This is a genomic window from Bacillus sp. AR4-2 (assembly GCF_008274865.1).
In the GTDB taxonomy this organism is placed as follows: Bacteria; Bacillota; Bacilli; order Bacillales; family Bacillaceae_G; genus Bacillus_A; species Bacillus_A cereus.
This window is the reverse complement of record NZ_CP031062.1, coordinates 2,018,688-2,034,275: the sequence shown is the minus strand read 5'-3', so window position 1 is coordinate 2,034,275 and position 15,588 is coordinate 2,018,688. Positions and strand designations below refer to the sequence as shown.

The window sequence follows — 15,588 nt, the reverse complement described above, 5'->3', positions numbered from 1 at the left end:
GGATATTACAAACTCTTTCATATAAATAGGCTACCTCTACAACTTATAGAGATAGCCTACTATTACATATTATTTTTGAAATACATGTTTTACTTTTTCAGCTGGAATATTACTTCCGCCTCTACCTTTTACATCTTCAATCATCATTGTAATGACCATATCTGGGGAATTTAAATCAAATGCAGCGAACCAACCTAGTTCTTTTCCTTCGGCCTCTTTTGATACTTTTAATTCCGCTGTACCTGTTTTTCCAGCAAGAGTCATGCCATCAATTTTAGCAATTTTCCCTGTACCATCTGGATCATTAATTACTTTCGTCATTGCAGTTTTTAATATATCCTGATTTCCTTTAGAAATTACATTTTCTTTCCAAGCTTTTGGTTGTTTATCTGTTTTAATAATATACGGTGACGGAATCGTTCCATCATTTACAATTGGCGCATACGTTAAAGCTAAATGAAGAGGAGTCATTAATACTTGTCCTTGTCCATATCCCGTATCTGCCATTTGAATATCATTTTTAATGCCGTCATTTGCAATTTTAGAAGCAGGGAATCCATATTCAATTGGTAGTTTCTCATCGAATCCGAATTTTTTTGCTTCACTCATAAACTTGTCTTTTCCGATTTTCAAAGCTTCTTGTGCGAAGTAAATATTATCCGAGTATTTCATCGCCTTATCAAGATCAATCGGATTTGCATCTTTCACACGCGTTACATAGTAATTACCCCAAGAAGAATCTTTTGTCCATTTTAATCCTTCAATTTTCAACTCTTCTTTTGGATCAATCGTTTTCGTTTCAAGACCAATTGCAGCTGTAATAGGTTTAAATACAGAACCTGGTACCGACAATTGTGTAAAGCGATTTGTCATTGGTTTTTTCGGATCATTATTCCAAGCTTCGCGTTGTGCCTTCGATGTCCCTCGTGCAATTATATTAGGATCATATGCTGGACTACTTACTAGTGCAATTGTTTCTCCACTTTTCGGATTAATTGCTGCACTTGAACCAGCTTCACCCTTCATTTCATTATACGTTTTTTCTTGAACAGCACTATCAATAGTTAAAGTTACATTTTCTCCATCAACAGCATCTGTTTTTGCCAAGTTTTTAATTTCTTTTCCTTGCGCATCTTCTACAAAGACACGGCCACCTTTTTTACCGCGTAACTTTTCCTCTAATACTTGCTCTAAACCAGCTTTACCAACTGGGTCATCAGCTTGATAGCCTTTCTTTTGTAGCGTTTTTAAATCTTCAGCATTTACCTTTCCAATATAACCAGTCAGATGAGCTGCCGCTTCCCCTAACGGATATGTACGAACATTTACAGGTTTTGTTGAAACACCTGGTAAATCAATGTACGTATTTTGTGTTGCCCCTTCAGGCAAAATTCCAATTGGTACGAGATACCCTGGTTTTACCCATTTAGCAGCTAATTTTTGATCAATTTCTTCTACAGACATATTTAATAACTTCGCTACTGTTTCTTTCGTTTGCGGAGCAGTATCGCCTAACTTTTCAGGAATCAATCCGATTTCAGAAGCTTTCCCATTCGTTGCAAGACCTTTTCCATTACGATCGTATATTTCACCACGTTTTGGCTGTGTTGTCTGCATACGCACTTTACTATCTTTCGTCATGCCTGGGAAAATAAAATCAGGAGTCCAATCTATTTTCCAAGATTCTTTATCTCCATCTTTTTCTTTCACCATTTTTGCTTCATGACCAAATGTAATTTTACCACCAACTGTATCCATGCTTACTTTAAAAGGAACAGGACCTTCATCTTTTTTATCTTCTTTTACTTCCCCTGTTTCTACCTTTAAGTCTTTCACTTCGATACCAGAATAAATTTTTTCATATTTCTCAGTAAACTCTTTCTTTGAAATATCTTTTTTTGCATTTTTTGATAGTTGATCATACATATCTGCAAATTTTTGTTTATTCCACGCTTTTACATATGTATCAAACGCTTCTTGTGGTTTTTCTTCTTTACCACATCCAACTAACATGAATGCTAAGCAAAGAAAAAGAATCCCCCATATCTTTCTCAATCGATTCTCCTCCTCTTTCTATATTAGTACTTTTGAAAATTTTAGCATTTTTACATGCTACCTATCATTATAGCACTATCGAATCTCATCTATAAACTTATATTGGTGAATATAAATAAAAAGATTGATGCGAATTCTCACATCAATCTTTTTTATTATTGTTGTTTCTCATATACATGGTAATAATACGTATATGGGTTTTTTTCATCCGTTAAACCTTTTTCTACAAAAATCTCTTTCCAATTTGTCATATCTATTTCTGGGAAGAATGTATCTCCTTCAAATGCATGATGGATTTTTGTTATATATAACTTGTCTACATAAGGTAAAAAGAGATCGTAAATTTGCGCTCCACCAAAAATAAAAATCTCTTCTTCATTTTTACATAGTTCAAACACTTCTTCTACAGAATGAACAACTTCACAGCCTTCAACATGATACCCTTCATTACGAGTTACAATAATATTACGTCTTCCAGGCAGTGGTCTACCAATCGCTTCATAGTTCTTTCTTCCCATAATAAGCGGGTGACCCATCGTTGTTTTCTTCACGTATTGTAATTCACTCGGTAAACGCCAAGGTAAATTATTATCTTTACCAATTACTCTATTTTCGTCCATAGCGACCATAAATGAAACAATCATTTTTTCATCTCCTCTACAATTATACTGCAACCGGTGCTTTAATTGCTGGATGCGGATCGTATCCTTCAATCGTTAAATCTTCCATTTCAAAATCGAAAACAGATTTCACATCTGGATTTAATGTAAGTTTCGGGAATGGACGTGGTTCACGTGCCAATTGCTTTTCTACTTGTTCAAAATGATTTGTATAAATGTGTGCATCACCAATTGTATGAACAAATTCTCCCACTTCAAGTCCGCATTCATGTGCAATTAAATGAGTTAGTAGTGAGTAACTTGCAATGTTAAATGGAATTCCAAGGAATATGTCACCACTTCTTTGATATAACTGACAAGAAAGCTTTCCATCTGCTACATAAAACTGGAATAGCGTATGACAAGGCGGTAAGGCCATACTTGGCACATCTTCTGGATTCCAAGCAGAAACGATTAAACGACGTGAGTCTGGTGTTTTTTTAATCATTTCAATTACATCTTTTAATTGATCAAGTGTCTCACCAGCTGTCGTTTTCCAAGCACGCCACTGTTTACCGTAAACGTCTCCTAAATAACCATATTTATTTGAGAACTCATCATCTTCTAAAACGTTCTTTTTAAACAATTCCATTTGCTCGTCGTACTGTACTTTAAATTCTTCATCTTGTTGTGAGCGAAGACCAAAATCAGTCATGTCAGGACCAGTATACTCATCACTTTCTACCCAGCTCTTAAAAGCCCATTCATTCCAAATGTTATTATTATGCTGCAATAAATAGCGAATATTTGTATCACCTTTCATAAACCAAAGCAGTTCACTTGCTACAAGGCGAAACGGTACTCTCTTTGTTGTTAATAAAGGAAAACCTTTACTTAGATCAAAACGCATTTGATATCCAAATACAGATACAGTGCCTGTCCCTGTACGGTCTTCTTTCTTCGTACCATGTTCCATTACATGGCGGCATAAATTTAAGTATTCATTTTCAGCATGTTTCATATGTAGGAAAACCTTCTTTCAATCGTATATGCAATTTATCATAACATGAAAAATGATAAATTTAATAATCCTAATTAATAAAATTTCTTGCGCTAATTCTTACAAAATTATTAACTTTCCGAATATAAAAAGGTTTTCATTTTCTATTACCGAAAGTATAGTGCGGTAGAACAAAATTTATATTTGGAGGTTAGAAGTATGTCTAAAATTGAAACGCCTGTTATGACTTCTTTACAAACAACGGTTGAAAAAATGATGAAGGATTTAAATGTTCCTGGTGCTGCTGTCGCTGTTATAAAAGACGGTGAAGTTATTATTTCAGAAGGTTTTGGCTATCGTAATATAGAAACAAAAGAGGCTGTTACACCGAATACTCGATTCGCAATCGGTTCCTCAACGAAAGCATTTGGCACACTTTCATTAAGCTTGTTAGCACAGCAAAAAAAGTTTAATTGGGATACCCCTATCCAGTCTTATATACCTAACTTTACTTTATCTGAACTACTTGCTAGCTCACAAGTTACAGGACGGGATTTAGCTTCTCATCGAACTGGAGTGAGTCGTCATGAGGCTCTTTGGTACAGTTCTTCCTTATCTCGAAAAGATCTCGTTGAAAAAATAAAACATTTACCACTTGATGCACCGTTCCGGACTGCATTTCTATATAACAACTTAATGTATGCAACAATTAGCTACATTGTTGAAAACATTACAAATCAAACGTGGGAGCAGTACACTACAGAACATATTTTAGAACCTTTAAATATGAGACATACAAACTTCTCTGTTAACGATTCACAAACTACAGATGATTATGCTTTACCTTACATTGAAAATGACGGTGAAATAAAAGCAGTTCCATTCCGTAACATCGATACAGTTGGCGCTGCTGGGTGTATTAATTCCACAATTGAAGATATGGCACATTGGGTACTTCTCCACTTAAATGAAGGAAAATTTGGAGATCATGAATTAATCTCCTCTGAATTATTACAACAAATGTATACACCACACAATTCAATTCCAGACCAACCGGTTTTATCACTCCCTGAATCTCCATTAAATAGTTACGGTCTTGGTTGGTTTATTAGCGCTTATCGTGGTAAAAAAGTGATTCATCATGGCGGTAATATCGATGGATTTTCAGCGCTTGTTTCATTCATACCAACAGAAAACATAGGCCTTGTCATTTTAACGAATGCTGGAGGAACATTACTTCCTACTTATCTCGCTAATCAAATTTATGACGAACTACTTGAATTAGAATCCATTGATTGGCATAAACGTGCTGTAGAAGATACTAAAAAAATGAAGGAAATGATGAAAGAAGCAACTGAATCCCTCCCTGAACAAATTAAAGGGACTACACCTTCGCACAAGTTAGAGGATTATACTGGTACTTTTGAACATCCTGCATACGGAACATTACAAGTATACAAACGAGATGATTCGTTATATGCACAATTTATGGAAATGGATATTCAATTAGGGCATCATCATTACGACATCTTCTCTGCAAAAGTTGACTTATTCCAAATGAAAATGAGCTTATTATTCGCTTATGAAATGAATGTAAGTGGTGAATTCCCATCCCTTCAGTTACATGTACCAGCTACATTAAGTACTCAGCCGCTTACATTTAAGAAAATTAAATAAGTATTTTGATGGTAAAAAATAAAGGTAGGTGCGAATCACACCTACCTTTTCTATTTCATATCAATCTTATCTGGTTGAAACCAAATTGGCTTCGATAACTCAAAGTTATTATGATCCTCTAAAACTATAGTAAGACGCTCTAACATATCCTCTAACATATGCGGTGCTGCTCGTAATGTCCAGACAACTGAGGAGAAAACTGTCATGCCAACGTACACTGTGTATAATTTCCAGAACTCCTCTGGTATTTTCCTATTAAAGTATCCTTCTATTTGTCCGATTGAATACGGAATACTAATGTCCCTTGCAAACAGTGCAATTTTCACAAAATCATGAAGTGGGTCGCCCCAGTCGTAGCCATTAAAATCAACAACACCTACATATTTTCCATCCCGTACAATTATATTTTCTAAATGAAAATCATCGTGTTGAAATCGATTTGGGCGGTTCTTTAAAGATATTTCATTTTCTTCAATAAACTTTATGATTTTATCATCATTTTTTATGTTTATTCCACATGTTTTATATGCCTCTAAATATTTACTATGTTTTTTCATTGCTCTTTCATACCATGGAAGTATATTATTAGGAGCTTCATATGTATGCATTTTTGCTAAATCTTTTCCTGCCTCTATACCAATATCATATTGTTCTTTTGGTGAATACGTAGGCAATAGCTTCTTCGCATCCTCCCCTTCTAAATATGAAAAAATGCCATAGCATAAACCTTCTTCTGCCAACAAATCCATTTCAATTGGTTTTTGTGCTTGCACACTACGATTTTGCATTTCATTTAAAATTTGAAACTCTATTTTCTTTCTTTCATACTCTTTTATATCGCCTGTCCGCAATAAATATTTTTCATTATTCGTACTCGTAATTATATATTTCTTATCAGGCGAAAAACCTTTAGAAATTTCTTTAATATCCACTGCATCTTTTACTATTTGTATATTATTTTGCCATGCTGTAATTATCTTCATATCTATTCCCCTTACATTTCTGCATTTGGTGTATAGGCAACTTCTACAATAAATCCATTCGGATCGTAAAAATCAATCGTATAATAACCTTCCGAATAATGATCCATTTCAATTGGACCACGTATTACCTTCACTTTCGTACTAGAAAGAAAATCTGCTACTTCATCAACTACTTCTCTATGAATAGCTTGATAACAAATATGTCTAGGCCCTAACGTCCTTACAATTTCCTCATCTACTTCTTTAAAGTATATTTCACTTTCTCCTGTGCTATATGCTACTTCATTTAACTTTCTCCACCCAATTATGGAAAACAACTTATTATAAAAAGAAATGGATTCCTCTAAATTTGCTACCCAAAATTCAATATGATGAATGCCTGCTCGCAGTGTATTCATATTAAGAATACGCTCCTTGTACTACTTGCACAATTTCCATCGGCTTATGAACCATGTAATCTGGTGCATCTTTTTTCACTGTTTCAATAACATCATATCCCCAAGATACCCAAATTACGTTCACTCCAGCCTTTTTACACGCTGCTACGTCTCGCTGTTCATCACCGACATATAACATATCTTTCTCTGTTATTTTTTTTGATTTCAAAAATCTTTTTATCATTTTATCTTTACCAAACAAATTTTTAGAACAATACACTTCTTGAATATTTTCGATACCATTCTTGTGTAAAAACGCCCGAATATGCTCTTCTGAGTTCGATGATATGACTGCAATTCCGTAGCCTTTTTTATGTAGTTCATCTAATACTTCTTTCATCCCATGGAACAAAACGAGATTTTTTATAGCAGGCTGATATAATTTATAAAATTCCAACGCTAATATCGGTAGTTTATACAGTGGTACATTAAGTTGTTTACATCTCTCTGGCATCGTTAATTTACGTAAATGTTCAATTTCGTCTTCCTTTACTGCTTTATACCCATGTTTTTCAGCAAGTTGATTATAAATCGGTACAAATATATTTTGTGAATCTACTAATGTGCCATCAAAGTCAAAAACAATATATTTTTGCATTCCCATACTCCCTTTGCTTCTTTTTTCTAAACCTATGTTATTCAACAACATAGTTGTCTGTCCCTTCTATAAAAATAAAAAAGAACAAGATTTTCTCTTGTTCTTTTTAAGACAACCATTTCGGTGGTACATTCGTATTCCAATAAATATTTCCTAACTCATGATGTCCAGAGTATCCATCATCAAAACGGTGGTAATGGAAATTAAAATAATAACCATCTTGCGGTGGATGATCTCTTCTTACATGGAAACGCAATAAATCATTTCCAGATTTCGTATCGTAGACGTGAAAAATCTTCTCATTATTTCCACCAGCTGGTTTTTGAGAAATCGCTAATGATTGTAGTGAATCTTCTGGTACATCACTAGCAAGCTCAGCAATTGCCTCTTCAATTTTCGGTAATATTACATCTTTAAACTCATCTTCAATTACTGGACCAATTTTAGTACCAAACTTTTGCATCGACTGCTTCTCTGCTTCTTGCATTGCATAAGTAATAAAAGTATCGGTGGTTAACCTGTCATTCGTTTCTTCATATGTATAGGACGTGCTCTCCAAACTTTGTTGCCCAGCTGTGCTCGTAGGCTTGTCCGCAGCTTTGGCATTATCAAGTAATATGGAAGGAGGCGTCACTAAACCAAATGTAAACACGGTAATTAATGCGACTAAGGTTTTTCTAAACCAATTTGGCATTTATGTTCCCTCCCCTTTCACTCATTATTTTTTATATAACGGTGGTTTCTTCTATTATACAAAATGATTGTAATTTTTGCACTTTACAATTTTGTTAACGTTCACATATTTTTCACTTGAATATGAAATTGTAAGGTTTCATACAATAAAAATACAACAATAATAAGGAGGCGATCAGATGACTTTAGATGTCATGTATTCCGCCGCAAGCATACTCGTTTTAGTATATTTTATTTATCAATGTGTTACAGACTAGAAAAAGAGCCGTCAATGGCTCTTTTTTAATGGTAAAAATACAATCCATACAATTAATAAAATAAAAATAATGCCACCAATCACAGCTGGCAATAAATAAAACTGGGCAAGTATAACTATTCCATACAAAAGTATTGCTGGTAGTAGTAAATAACGATTTGCCTTCCATCTTAACAAAAGTAAGTTCCCTTCATCACAATATAAATGAAGAAACATCTTATTCGTAAATTCATTCCAATAATCACGTGCATAGCGAGAAATTGCAACTACAGCAAATACGAGAACAATAGCTGCAATCCACCTAGGAGTCATAATTATACTTGCAGTACTGATACATACAATTTGAATATAAAATATTCGTGCAGTACTTGTACGGAAAAATTCTTTCAAAAAAGATTCGACAATACGAGAATCAGCTTTTTTTCCTAAAAGTCTTTTAGAGTACGGAAACATCCACGGTTTTTTATTCGAACTACTCGGTTTAGCCGCATGACCACCAACTTGCATAATTCCGCTCGTCCAGCGCATGCTTTCCTCCTTTTCTTTCTCAATTTCTTTAAAAAAGAACTTTTTATAATTCATTTTCGCTTTTACTAATACACTACTTAAGAAAATTACTAAACCGATAAATAGAATTGAATAAAATGAATTTTTATAAATAAAAAATAAACTAATTCCAAAAAAGGACACGCTTATAGAAAATACTACATTTTTTACAATCCATAAAACCCATCGTTTCTCCGCATGTACATGAATAAATCTCGTTAACAACGACATCATAAATCGAAATATAGTAAAGAATACCCAAAATAATAGGACTTGTATCTCTGTTACTCCGATACTTTTCATCAACACCGGTAACATAATAACGACTAATATTATATTCGTTATCGCTATTCGAACAAATGTGTACATCATGCCATACTGGACTAATTTTTGCATATGTGTTGCATACGAAATTAAAAATAAACTATCCGCTTGCTCAAAAAATGAACGAACTCCTCTCGGATATGTTACTAGATAAAATGCGAGTAATCCTAATCCGAAATAAATCGTCTCTTCCGTTGATAATTCATTTATCCATAGTGACCTATAATAGATTCCCATAAATATAAGTGCTGGTATAATAATATATAATGCGACTGTCCAATCTGTTACCGAACGTATAGACTTCCACTTCCGCTGAAGCTCATGGCGTAATCTTTTATAAAATTGTTGTTTAATCATGTTGTTCACGCCTTACGATTACATCAAAGCAGTCTAGTAATGAGCTACCCGGCATTTCCGCTAACATTTGAATAGATTCTAAATGTCCATCTGCGACTAATGTACCTTGTGAAATGAGTAAAAATCTTTCACAAATTTTTTCAGCAGTATCCAATACGTGCGTACAAAGTAAAATTCCTGCTCCGCGCTCTTTTTCTTTATATAAATAACTTAAAAACTCTTTCGTAGCTACTGGATCTAAACCGATAAAGGGTTCATCAATGATATAAAAATCTGGCTCAGTTAAAAACGCCAATATTAGCATCGATTTTTGTTTCATACCTTTTGAAAACTTTGATAAATACTCATGTTTATGCTTATCCATTCGAAAAGTATGTAATAATTGTTCCGCTCGTTCTTCCCAGCTTCCCATTTCACTTCCACGAGCAGCCATTAATAATTCAATATGTTCCCAGAGCGTCAAGTAATCATAGTATGTTGGATGTTCTGGCACGTATGCATACGGATTTTTCTTTTCACCGAATGATATTTCACCGTCCATATTTACAAGTAATCCGAGCATCGTTTTTATCGTCGTACTCTTCCCAGCACCATTTGCTCCAATAAGAGCAACTAGTTCACCTTTTTCGATAGAAAAAGCTATATCATGAATTGTTTTTTCGCCTATTTCATATCCGGCTGAGCGGATATTTACTTCTAACATGCATTTCCCCTCTTTCCATTTCCAATACAATCAAGGAAAAGAATAACATATAACTATCTATATATCATTATAAAATATTTATTTTCATAGCAGGAAAAAACATTTTTTAACAGAATATTAAATGTTTGATTACATTTTATTGGGGTGGATAATATGTCTTTTCAAATTCGTGAAGCAACGATAGATGATATAGACGCACTTTGTTCTTTAACGAAAGAATTAAAAGGTTCCTCTATTTCCTATGAAGATATGAACAACCGATTACAATTCGTACAAATGAGTCCGTTTGATTTTTTATATGTTTACGAGGAAGAAGAAGCTATATTTGGATTACTTGGATTTCGTATACGTGAAAATTTAGAAGATGTAACACGTTATGGAGAGATTTCAATTATTAGCGTCGATTCTAACATACGACGGAAAGGCATTGGACAAGTATTGATGGATTATGCAGAGCAATTAGCAAAGAAACATAATTGCATTGGCACATGGCTAGTTAGTGGAACAAAAAGAGTAGAAGCTCATCCTTTTTACAAAAAATTAGGATATGAAGTAAATGGCTACCGATTTGTAAAACATTTTTAAACTACTTATAATTGAAGGGACTATAACTATGACAAACATTAAAGCAATTTTCATTGATCGTGACGGTACAATTGGTGGTGACACTACAATACATTATCCAGGATCTTTTACATTATTTCCATTCACAAAAACATCCTTGCAAAAACTAAAAGCTAAAAATATAAAAATTTTCTCTTTCACAAATCAACCTGGTATCGCAGATGGAATAGCAACTGTAGCCGATTTTGTACAAGAATTAGAAGGCTTCGGTTTTGATGATATTTATGTATGTCCTCATAAACACGGTGATGATTGTGAATGCCGTAAACCAAGTACAGGCATGCTGCTTAAAGCAGCAAAAAAACATGGGCTTGATTTAACACAATGTGCTGTAGTTGGTGATCGCTGGACTGATATTGTTGCAGGAGCAAAAGTAAATGCGACAACAATTCTAGTCCGAACAGGCGCTGGGTATGATGCTTTGCATACGTACCGAGACAAATGGGCACATATTGAACCAAACTACATTGCAGATAACTTTGAAGATGCAACAAACTGGGTTTTAAATCAACTATAATACAAATGAAGATTTTGATTCACTCAAAATAATTTAAAACATAGTTAAAATAGCCTTTTTGGAAAATAATTGTCTTCCATAAAACGGATCACCTCAAAAGGTAGCAAGTTCCCTTTTGATACGCAAACATTGCAATTCAAATTTTATTTTTTATTAGTAACAGCAATTAACGTAAAGAAGGAATAGCTTAGTGGCTATCCCTTCTTTATTGACTTCTATTATTTACATTTGTTATCTTTTTTTATTGAGTATTCTCATCGTTTTTATACTCCAAAATATCCCCTGGCTGACACTCCAAAGCTTTACATATCGCTTCTAATGTTGAAAAACGAACCGCTTTTGCTTTCCCATTTTTCAAAATAGAAAGATTCGCCATCGTAATTCCAACCTTCTCCGAAAGCTCCGTTACACTCATCTTTCGTTTTGCTAACATGACGTCAATATTAATAATAATTGTCATATCCGCCACCTCAGACCGTCAAATCATTTTCTGATTTTATGTTAATTGCTTCTTGTAGAAGGCGTTGAAGAATAGCAGCAAAAACAGCGATAACGAGCGAAGCAAAAACGATAATAAGTCCCACTAACCCAATAGGAGGGTCCATTTTTTTCGCTATAAAATGAAAAAGTGGTAAACCTAATACATACAAACCACTGATTGTAACTGCACAGCGCTTTATATTCTTTAACGCCTTTACAGATAACTCCGAGAACGCTGTGTTCTCATCAATGTACTGTAAAAGATTGAAAGCCTGATAAAGAGCAACGTAAAAAGGCACAGCTGCTCCATACATCACAATGAAAACAAGATATTTTATCAGAGTAATATTAGGATACAAATTCGCTGCGAAATTCGCCATTTCCGGCACTAAAAATATGCATAAAGCAAGTACTGCAATTCCAACAAGAAAAATAATTACTTTTAAGAACGTTGTTGAACTTCGTTTAAGATTCATTTACAATACCTCATTTATTTAATGATAACATAATTTTATCATATCGTTTATCGTTTAACAATAAATAAATATCGTTTTCGTCATGTTTAATTTAGGCAAAAATAAAAAAGAATTTCTCATTACAAAGAAATTCTTTTTCTTGAAAATGTCTCTTTCAACTTAATTTTTTAAAACGTTAATTCGTAATGGAAATAACGATTATCTCTCAAATAACCATTTTCAGCATATAATCGTTGTGCTGATAAATTATCAATCTCTGTTTGCAATTTTACACCTTTTGCTCCATTCTCTAATGCGTATCCTTTAGCAGCTTCTAATAATTTTTTACCTGTTCCGGCTCCACGCTTCGCCGCTTGTACAAATAAATCATTTAAAATCCATAATTCTTTCATTGAAATGGAAGAAAATAATGGATATAGTTGTGTGAACCCAATATATTCGCCGTCTTCAACTGCTACGAAAATAACGGACTCTTTTTTCTCAATTCGATTTCGTAAAAATACTTTTGCACCTTCTAAATCAGAATCCTGCCTATAAAACATGCGATAGTTATTAAAAACTGATGCTAGTCCATCTAAATCTGCAATTGTTGCCTCATATATTCTCATTTTACTCCATTCCCCTTCCAATACTGTCTCATTATATCCGTTGCCCATTTAGGCTGGTGTATTTCTTCTTTCGGCATAAACTCTTTCATTATTGGTTTTATATCCAATATAGGAGTACCATTAATAGCATCTAATCCCTCAACAATAATTGATTTACCTTCTCTTTTGATCACCTTTACAATTGTTACACCTATGCGATTCGGGCGATTTTTTCCGCGCTGTGCAAAAATACCTACTTCAGGATAATCTTTATTATTTCTAGGATGTCTAGCAAAATACTGAATTTGCTCGTCAGTTACTTTATGAAAATAAAAAACAACTTCAATATGAGAAAAATCTTCAATCCCTTGTATACTTTCTTCTGCATACATTTCAGTTAAAGTTATACGGGATCTTACTTCTCCCCACTCATCATCTTTTATTTCCTTTCTTTCATTATGTACAAATGCGATTGGTTGAACTGAAAACATACGCATTCCCCCTTAAATGTAACCACTTACATTATAAAATATTTTCTGAATGTTTTCCAGATATATGAATTAAGTTTACATAATATAATTATAATCTATTTATCTAGAGCTACCTTGACTGCTTCAATTGCATGTATATGAGTCGTATCAAATATCGGGACAGATACGTTTTCTTGCTTTATTAATAACCCTATTTCTGTACAACCTAATATGATTCCCTGTGCTCCTTTTTGCACTAACTCTTCGATGACTCTTTTATAATATTCTCTAGATTGAGATACTATTTTTCCTAAACATAATTCTGTATATATTACTTTATTTATTTCTTTTCTATTTTTTTCTGATGGTACTATTACTTTTATATCATGCTCTTCAATACGTGACTTATAGAAATCTTGCTCCATTGTATATTTAGTTCCAAGCAGACCAACCTTTTGAATGTCTTTTCTTTTAATTTCTTTTGCAGTTGCATCAGCAATATGTAAGACTGGAATATCAATTTTCGCCTTTATTTTTCCAACTACCTTATGCATTGTATTTGTACAAATGATTATAAAGTCTGCTCCCCCCTTTTGTAATGAATATGCCGCATTCCCTAGAATTTCTCCAGCACCATCCCAATCTCCGCTAGACTGACATCGTTCAATCTCTTCAAAATCCACACTATTAATCAAACATTTTGCTGAATGTAGCCCTCCTAATCTCTCTTTTATTTCTTCATTAATAATTCGATAATATTCAGAAGTTGATTCCCAACTCATACCACCTATAAGACCTATCGTTTTCATATAAACACCTACCTAAACTATTTTTATAAAACTAATAACAATGTTTTATTATGTATATTATACATAATAAAACAAGACTTTAAGTTTGGAATATAAAGTCTTGTTTTAACGGAATAATAAATAATAATTCTACTTTCATTTCCAAGGAAATTTTTATAGAATATTCTGAAATTAACAATCTGATGTTTTTATAAATTCTTTATACTTATAATTAAAACACTCTCGATACAACTCTTTGATTTCATCATATGATGGAACACGTGGGTTATTAGCTGGGCTACCACTTTCAATTGCATCTGATGCCATTTTAGAAATAGCATTTTCAAATTCAATTTCATCGATTCCGTATTCTTTTAAATTTGGAATACGAAGATCAAAGCAAAGTTTTTTTATTTCACCAAGTGTGTAGTCTGCTACTTCCTCATCAGAATTCGAATACAAATCCTTATTTAAACTACGTCCAATTTTTGCTAACCTTTTCATTGCACTTGTTTTTGTAAACTCTAACACTGTAGGTAATAGTATGGCATTTGATATTCCATGCGGTACATGAAATAATGCTCCCACTGGCCTTGACATTCCATGAACTAATGTAACTGATGCATTAGAAAATGCAATTCCAGCTTGTAAGGAAGCAATCATCATCGCTTCTCTTGCCTCCATATTACGTCCATCTTCATATGCTATACGTAAATATTTCATAATACTTTCAATAGCTGAAAGAGCAAGTACATCTGTAAGTGGTTGTGAAACTTTAGAAATATACGCTTCAATCGCATGACATAACGCATCTATTCCTGTTGCTGCCGTAATTTGTGGGGGTAACGAACTTGTCAAAACTGGATCTATAATTGCTACTTTCGGTATAAAACTAGGATGCTTCATCATCATTTTTACATCTGTTTTTTTATTCGTAATTACTGCTACACTTGTAACTTCCGATCCAGTACCAGAAGTTGTTGGAATTGCAATAAGTGGTAGTGGATTGTTTTCTATTTTAATATCCTTTTGGACATAATCCTCAACTTCTCCACCATTTGTATATAAAACCGCTACCGCTTTCGCAGCATCAATACAACTTCCACCACCAATACCGATAATAAAATCGCACTTTTCCTCTTTACAAAGAGATAACGCTTCTAATACGTGTATATTTGTAGGCTCAGCATCCACTTTATTATATGTACTAACAGTAATACCTTTCTTATTTAATTGTTGCATACACTTTTCAACATATCCTAATTTTTCCATAATTGTATCAGTAACTATAAAAGCTCTTTTCCCTAACTTTTTTGATTGTTCTCCCAGTTTTTCAAGCGAATTCCTTCCATATAATACCGACTTTGGCATACGAAACTCAGAAACCTCTTGCAAGTCCCCCACCCCTTCTTATCCTA

General features: G+C 33.6%; 18 protein-coding genes. 3 read left to right on the top strand and 15 right to left on the bottom strand.

Annotated elements, in window-relative coordinates:
* Nucleotides 1–69: 69 nt before the first annotated feature.
* The 3 genes from pbpC to DN399_RS10570 form a co-directional block, all read right to left on the bottom strand.
* Entirely contained in the window at nucleotides 70–2,055 is a 1,986-nt protein-coding gene (pbpC, locus tag DN399_RS10580) for a penicillin-binding protein 3 (protein WP_086389039.1), read from the bottom strand.
* Between the two features lie 155 nt (nucleotides 2,056–2,210).
* Nucleotides 2,211–2,699, bottom strand: a complete 489-nt coding sequence (locus tag DN399_RS10575) for a dihydrofolate reductase (protein ID WP_000637205.1) — start codon at nucleotides 2,697–2,699, stop codon at nucleotides 2,211–2,213.
* 19 nt (nucleotides 2,700–2,718) lie between these two features.
* A complete protein-coding gene (locus DN399_RS10570) occupies nucleotides 2,719–3,675 on the bottom strand; it encodes a thymidylate synthase (RefSeq protein WP_000679609.1) in 957 nt (318 codons plus the stop codon).
* 198 nt (nucleotides 3,676–3,873) lie between these two features.
* Between DN399_RS10570 and DN399_RS10565 the strand changes: the two genes are divergently transcribed.
* A complete protein-coding gene (locus tag DN399_RS10565) occupies nucleotides 3,874–5,331 on the top strand; it encodes a serine hydrolase (RefSeq protein WP_000034343.1) in 1,458 nt (485 codons plus the stop codon).
* 50 nt (nucleotides 5,332–5,381) lie between these two features.
* On the opposite strand, the gene DN399_RS10560 is transcribed toward DN399_RS10565, so the two are convergent.
* The 6 genes from DN399_RS10560 to DN399_RS10535 form a co-directional block, all read right to left on the bottom strand.
* Complete coding sequence (locus tag DN399_RS10560; RefSeq protein WP_149149541.1) at nucleotides 5,382–6,314, bottom strand: aminoglycoside phosphotransferase family protein; 933 nt, start codon at nucleotides 6,312–6,314, stop codon at nucleotides 5,382–5,384.
* An 11-nt stretch (nucleotides 6,315–6,325) separates the two neighbouring features.
* Entirely contained in the window at nucleotides 6,326–6,712 is a 387-nt protein-coding gene (locus DN399_RS10555; protein ID WP_001094666.1) for a VOC family protein, read from the bottom strand.
* A gap of 1 nt (nucleotide 6,713) precedes the next feature.
* Nucleotides 6,714–7,349: an HAD family hydrolase gene (locus DN399_RS10550; protein ID WP_025687389.1), complete on the bottom strand. Its 636-nt coding sequence runs from the start codon at nucleotides 7,347–7,349 to the stop codon at nucleotides 6,714–6,716.
* A 106-nt stretch (nucleotides 7,350–7,455) separates the two neighbouring features.
* Nucleotides 7,456–8,043 carry a YpjP family protein gene (locus tag DN399_RS10545; RefSeq protein WP_001134421.1) on the bottom strand — a complete coding sequence of 196 codons (588 nt, stop codon included), beginning with the start codon at nucleotides 8,041–8,043 and terminating at the stop codon, nucleotides 7,456–7,458.
* 267 nt (nucleotides 8,044–8,310) lie between these two features.
* Nucleotides 8,311–9,525 (bottom strand): ABC transporter permease, encoded by a 1,215-nt coding sequence (locus tag DN399_RS10540; RefSeq protein ID WP_049107736.1) that lies wholly within the window; start codon nucleotides 9,523–9,525, stop codon nucleotides 8,311–8,313.
* A complete protein-coding gene (locus tag DN399_RS10535) occupies nucleotides 9,518–10,228 on the bottom strand; it encodes an ABC transporter ATP-binding protein (protein ID WP_000895234.1) in 711 nt (236 codons plus the stop codon). The genes DN399_RS10540 and DN399_RS10535 overlap by 8 nt, the downstream gene beginning before the upstream one ends.
* A gap of 153 nt (nucleotides 10,229–10,381) precedes the next feature.
* Between DN399_RS10535 and DN399_RS10530 the strand changes: the two genes are divergently transcribed.
* Together DN399_RS10530 and DN399_RS10525 are read left to right on the top strand one after the other, a co-directional pair.
* Nucleotides 10,382–10,813 carry a GNAT family N-acetyltransferase gene (locus DN399_RS10530; RefSeq protein ID WP_000009776.1) on the top strand — a complete coding sequence of 144 codons (432 nt, stop codon included), beginning with the start codon at nucleotides 10,382–10,384 and terminating at the stop codon, nucleotides 10,811–10,813.
* A gap of 28 nt (nucleotides 10,814–10,841) precedes the next feature.
* On the top strand, nucleotides 10,842–11,369 hold the full coding sequence (locus DN399_RS10525; protein WP_049107737.1) for an HAD-IIIA family hydrolase: 528 nt from the start codon (nucleotides 10,842–10,844) through the stop codon (nucleotides 11,367–11,369).
* 241 nt (nucleotides 11,370–11,610) lie between these two features.
* On the opposite strand, the gene DN399_RS10520 is transcribed toward DN399_RS10525, so the two are convergent.
* The 6 genes from DN399_RS10520 to DN399_RS10495 all read right to left on the bottom strand — a co-directional run bounded on the left by DN399_RS10520 (nucleotide 11,611) and on the right by DN399_RS10495 (nucleotide 15,565).
* Nucleotides 11,611–11,829, bottom strand: coding sequence for a helix-turn-helix domain-containing protein (locus tag DN399_RS10520; protein WP_000152534.1), 219 nt, complete (start codon nucleotides 11,827–11,829; stop codon nucleotides 11,611–11,613).
* 10 nt (nucleotides 11,830–11,839) lie between these two features.
* The gene (locus DN399_RS10515; RefSeq protein ID WP_001050152.1) at nucleotides 11,840–12,325 is read right to left on the bottom strand and encodes a DUF2975 domain-containing protein; all 486 of its coding nucleotides are present in this window, start codon (nucleotides 12,323–12,325) and stop codon (nucleotides 11,840–11,842) included.
* 167 nt (nucleotides 12,326–12,492) lie between these two features.
* Nucleotides 12,493–12,933 carry a GNAT family N-acetyltransferase gene (locus tag DN399_RS10510; protein WP_139849483.1) on the bottom strand — a complete coding sequence of 147 codons (441 nt, stop codon included), beginning with the start codon at nucleotides 12,931–12,933 and terminating at the stop codon, nucleotides 12,493–12,495.
* A complete protein-coding gene (locus DN399_RS10505; RefSeq protein ID WP_000493252.1) occupies nucleotides 12,930–13,403 on the bottom strand; it encodes an SAM-dependent methyltransferase in 474 nt (157 codons plus the stop codon). The genes DN399_RS10510 and DN399_RS10505 overlap by 4 nt, the downstream gene beginning before the upstream one ends.
* A gap of 95 nt (nucleotides 13,404–13,498) precedes the next feature.
* Entirely contained in the window at nucleotides 13,499–14,191 is a 693-nt protein-coding gene (locus DN399_RS10500; protein ID WP_016122416.1) for an aspartate/glutamate racemase family protein, read from the bottom strand.
* A gap of 171 nt (nucleotides 14,192–14,362) precedes the next feature.
* A complete protein-coding gene (locus tag DN399_RS10495) occupies nucleotides 14,363–15,565 on the bottom strand; it encodes an iron-containing alcohol dehydrogenase (protein ID WP_006925116.1) in 1,203 nt (400 codons plus the stop codon).
* Between the last annotated feature and the right edge of the window lie 23 nt (nucleotides 15,566–15,588).

What these genes read in the sequence shown, in the direction of transcription:
- DN399_RS10535 (WP_000895234.1), bottom strand. Translation starts at nt 10,228, where the DNA reads ATGTTAGAAGTAAATATCCGCTCAGCCGGATATGAAATAGGCGAAAAA.
- DN399_RS10555 (WP_001094666.1), bottom strand. Translation starts at nt 6,712, where the DNA reads ATGAATACACTGCGAGCAGGCATTCATCATATTGAATTTTGGGTAGCA.
- DN399_RS10545 (WP_001134421.1), bottom strand. Translation starts at nt 8,043, where the DNA reads ATGCCAAATTGGTTTAGAAAAACCTTAGTCGCATTAATTACCGTGTTT.
- DN399_RS10540 (WP_049107736.1), bottom strand. Translation starts at nt 9,525, where the DNA reads ATGATTAAACAACAATTTTATAAAAGATTACGCCATGAGCTTCAGCGG.
- DN399_RS10515 (WP_001050152.1), bottom strand. Translation starts at nt 12,325, where the DNA reads ATGAATCTTAAACGAAGTTCAACAACGTTCTTAAAAGTAATTATTTTT.
- DN399_RS10565 (WP_000034343.1), top strand. Translation starts at nt 3,874, where the DNA reads ATGTCTAAAATTGAAACGCCTGTTATGACTTCTTTACAAACAACGGTT.
- DN399_RS10570 (WP_000679609.1), bottom strand. Translation starts at nt 3,675, where the DNA reads ATGAAACATGCTGAAAATGAATACTTAAATTTATGCCGCCATGTAATG.
- DN399_RS10530 (WP_000009776.1), top strand. Translation starts at nt 10,382, where the DNA reads ATGTCTTTTCAAATTCGTGAAGCAACGATAGATGATATAGACGCACTT.
- DN399_RS10560 (WP_149149541.1), bottom strand. Translation starts at nt 6,314, where the DNA reads ATGAAGATAATTACAGCATGGCAAAATAATATACAAATAGTAAAAGAT.
- DN399_RS10525 (WP_049107737.1), top strand. Translation starts at nt 10,842, where the DNA reads ATGACAAACATTAAAGCAATTTTCATTGATCGTGACGGTACAATTGGT.
- DN399_RS10550 (WP_025687389.1), bottom strand. Translation starts at nt 7,349, where the DNA reads ATGCAAAAATATATTGTTTTTGACTTTGATGGCACATTAGTAGATTCA.
- DN399_RS10575 (WP_000637205.1), bottom strand. Translation starts at nt 2,699, where the DNA reads ATGATTGTTTCATTTATGGTCGCTATGGACGAAAATAGAGTAATTGGT.
- DN399_RS10500 (WP_016122416.1), bottom strand. Translation starts at nt 14,191, where the DNA reads ATGAAAACGATAGGTCTTATAGGTGGTATGAGTTGGGAATCAACTTCT.
- DN399_RS10510 (WP_139849483.1), bottom strand. Translation starts at nt 12,933, where the DNA reads ATGAGAATATATGAGGCAACAATTGCAGATTTAGATGGACTAGCATCA.
- DN399_RS10520 (WP_000152534.1), bottom strand. Translation starts at nt 11,829, where the DNA reads ATGACAATTATTATTAATATTGACGTCATGTTAGCAAAACGAAAGATG.
- DN399_RS10505 (WP_000493252.1), bottom strand. Translation starts at nt 13,403, where the DNA reads ATGTTTTCAGTTCAACCAATCGCATTTGTACATAATGAAAGAAAGGAA.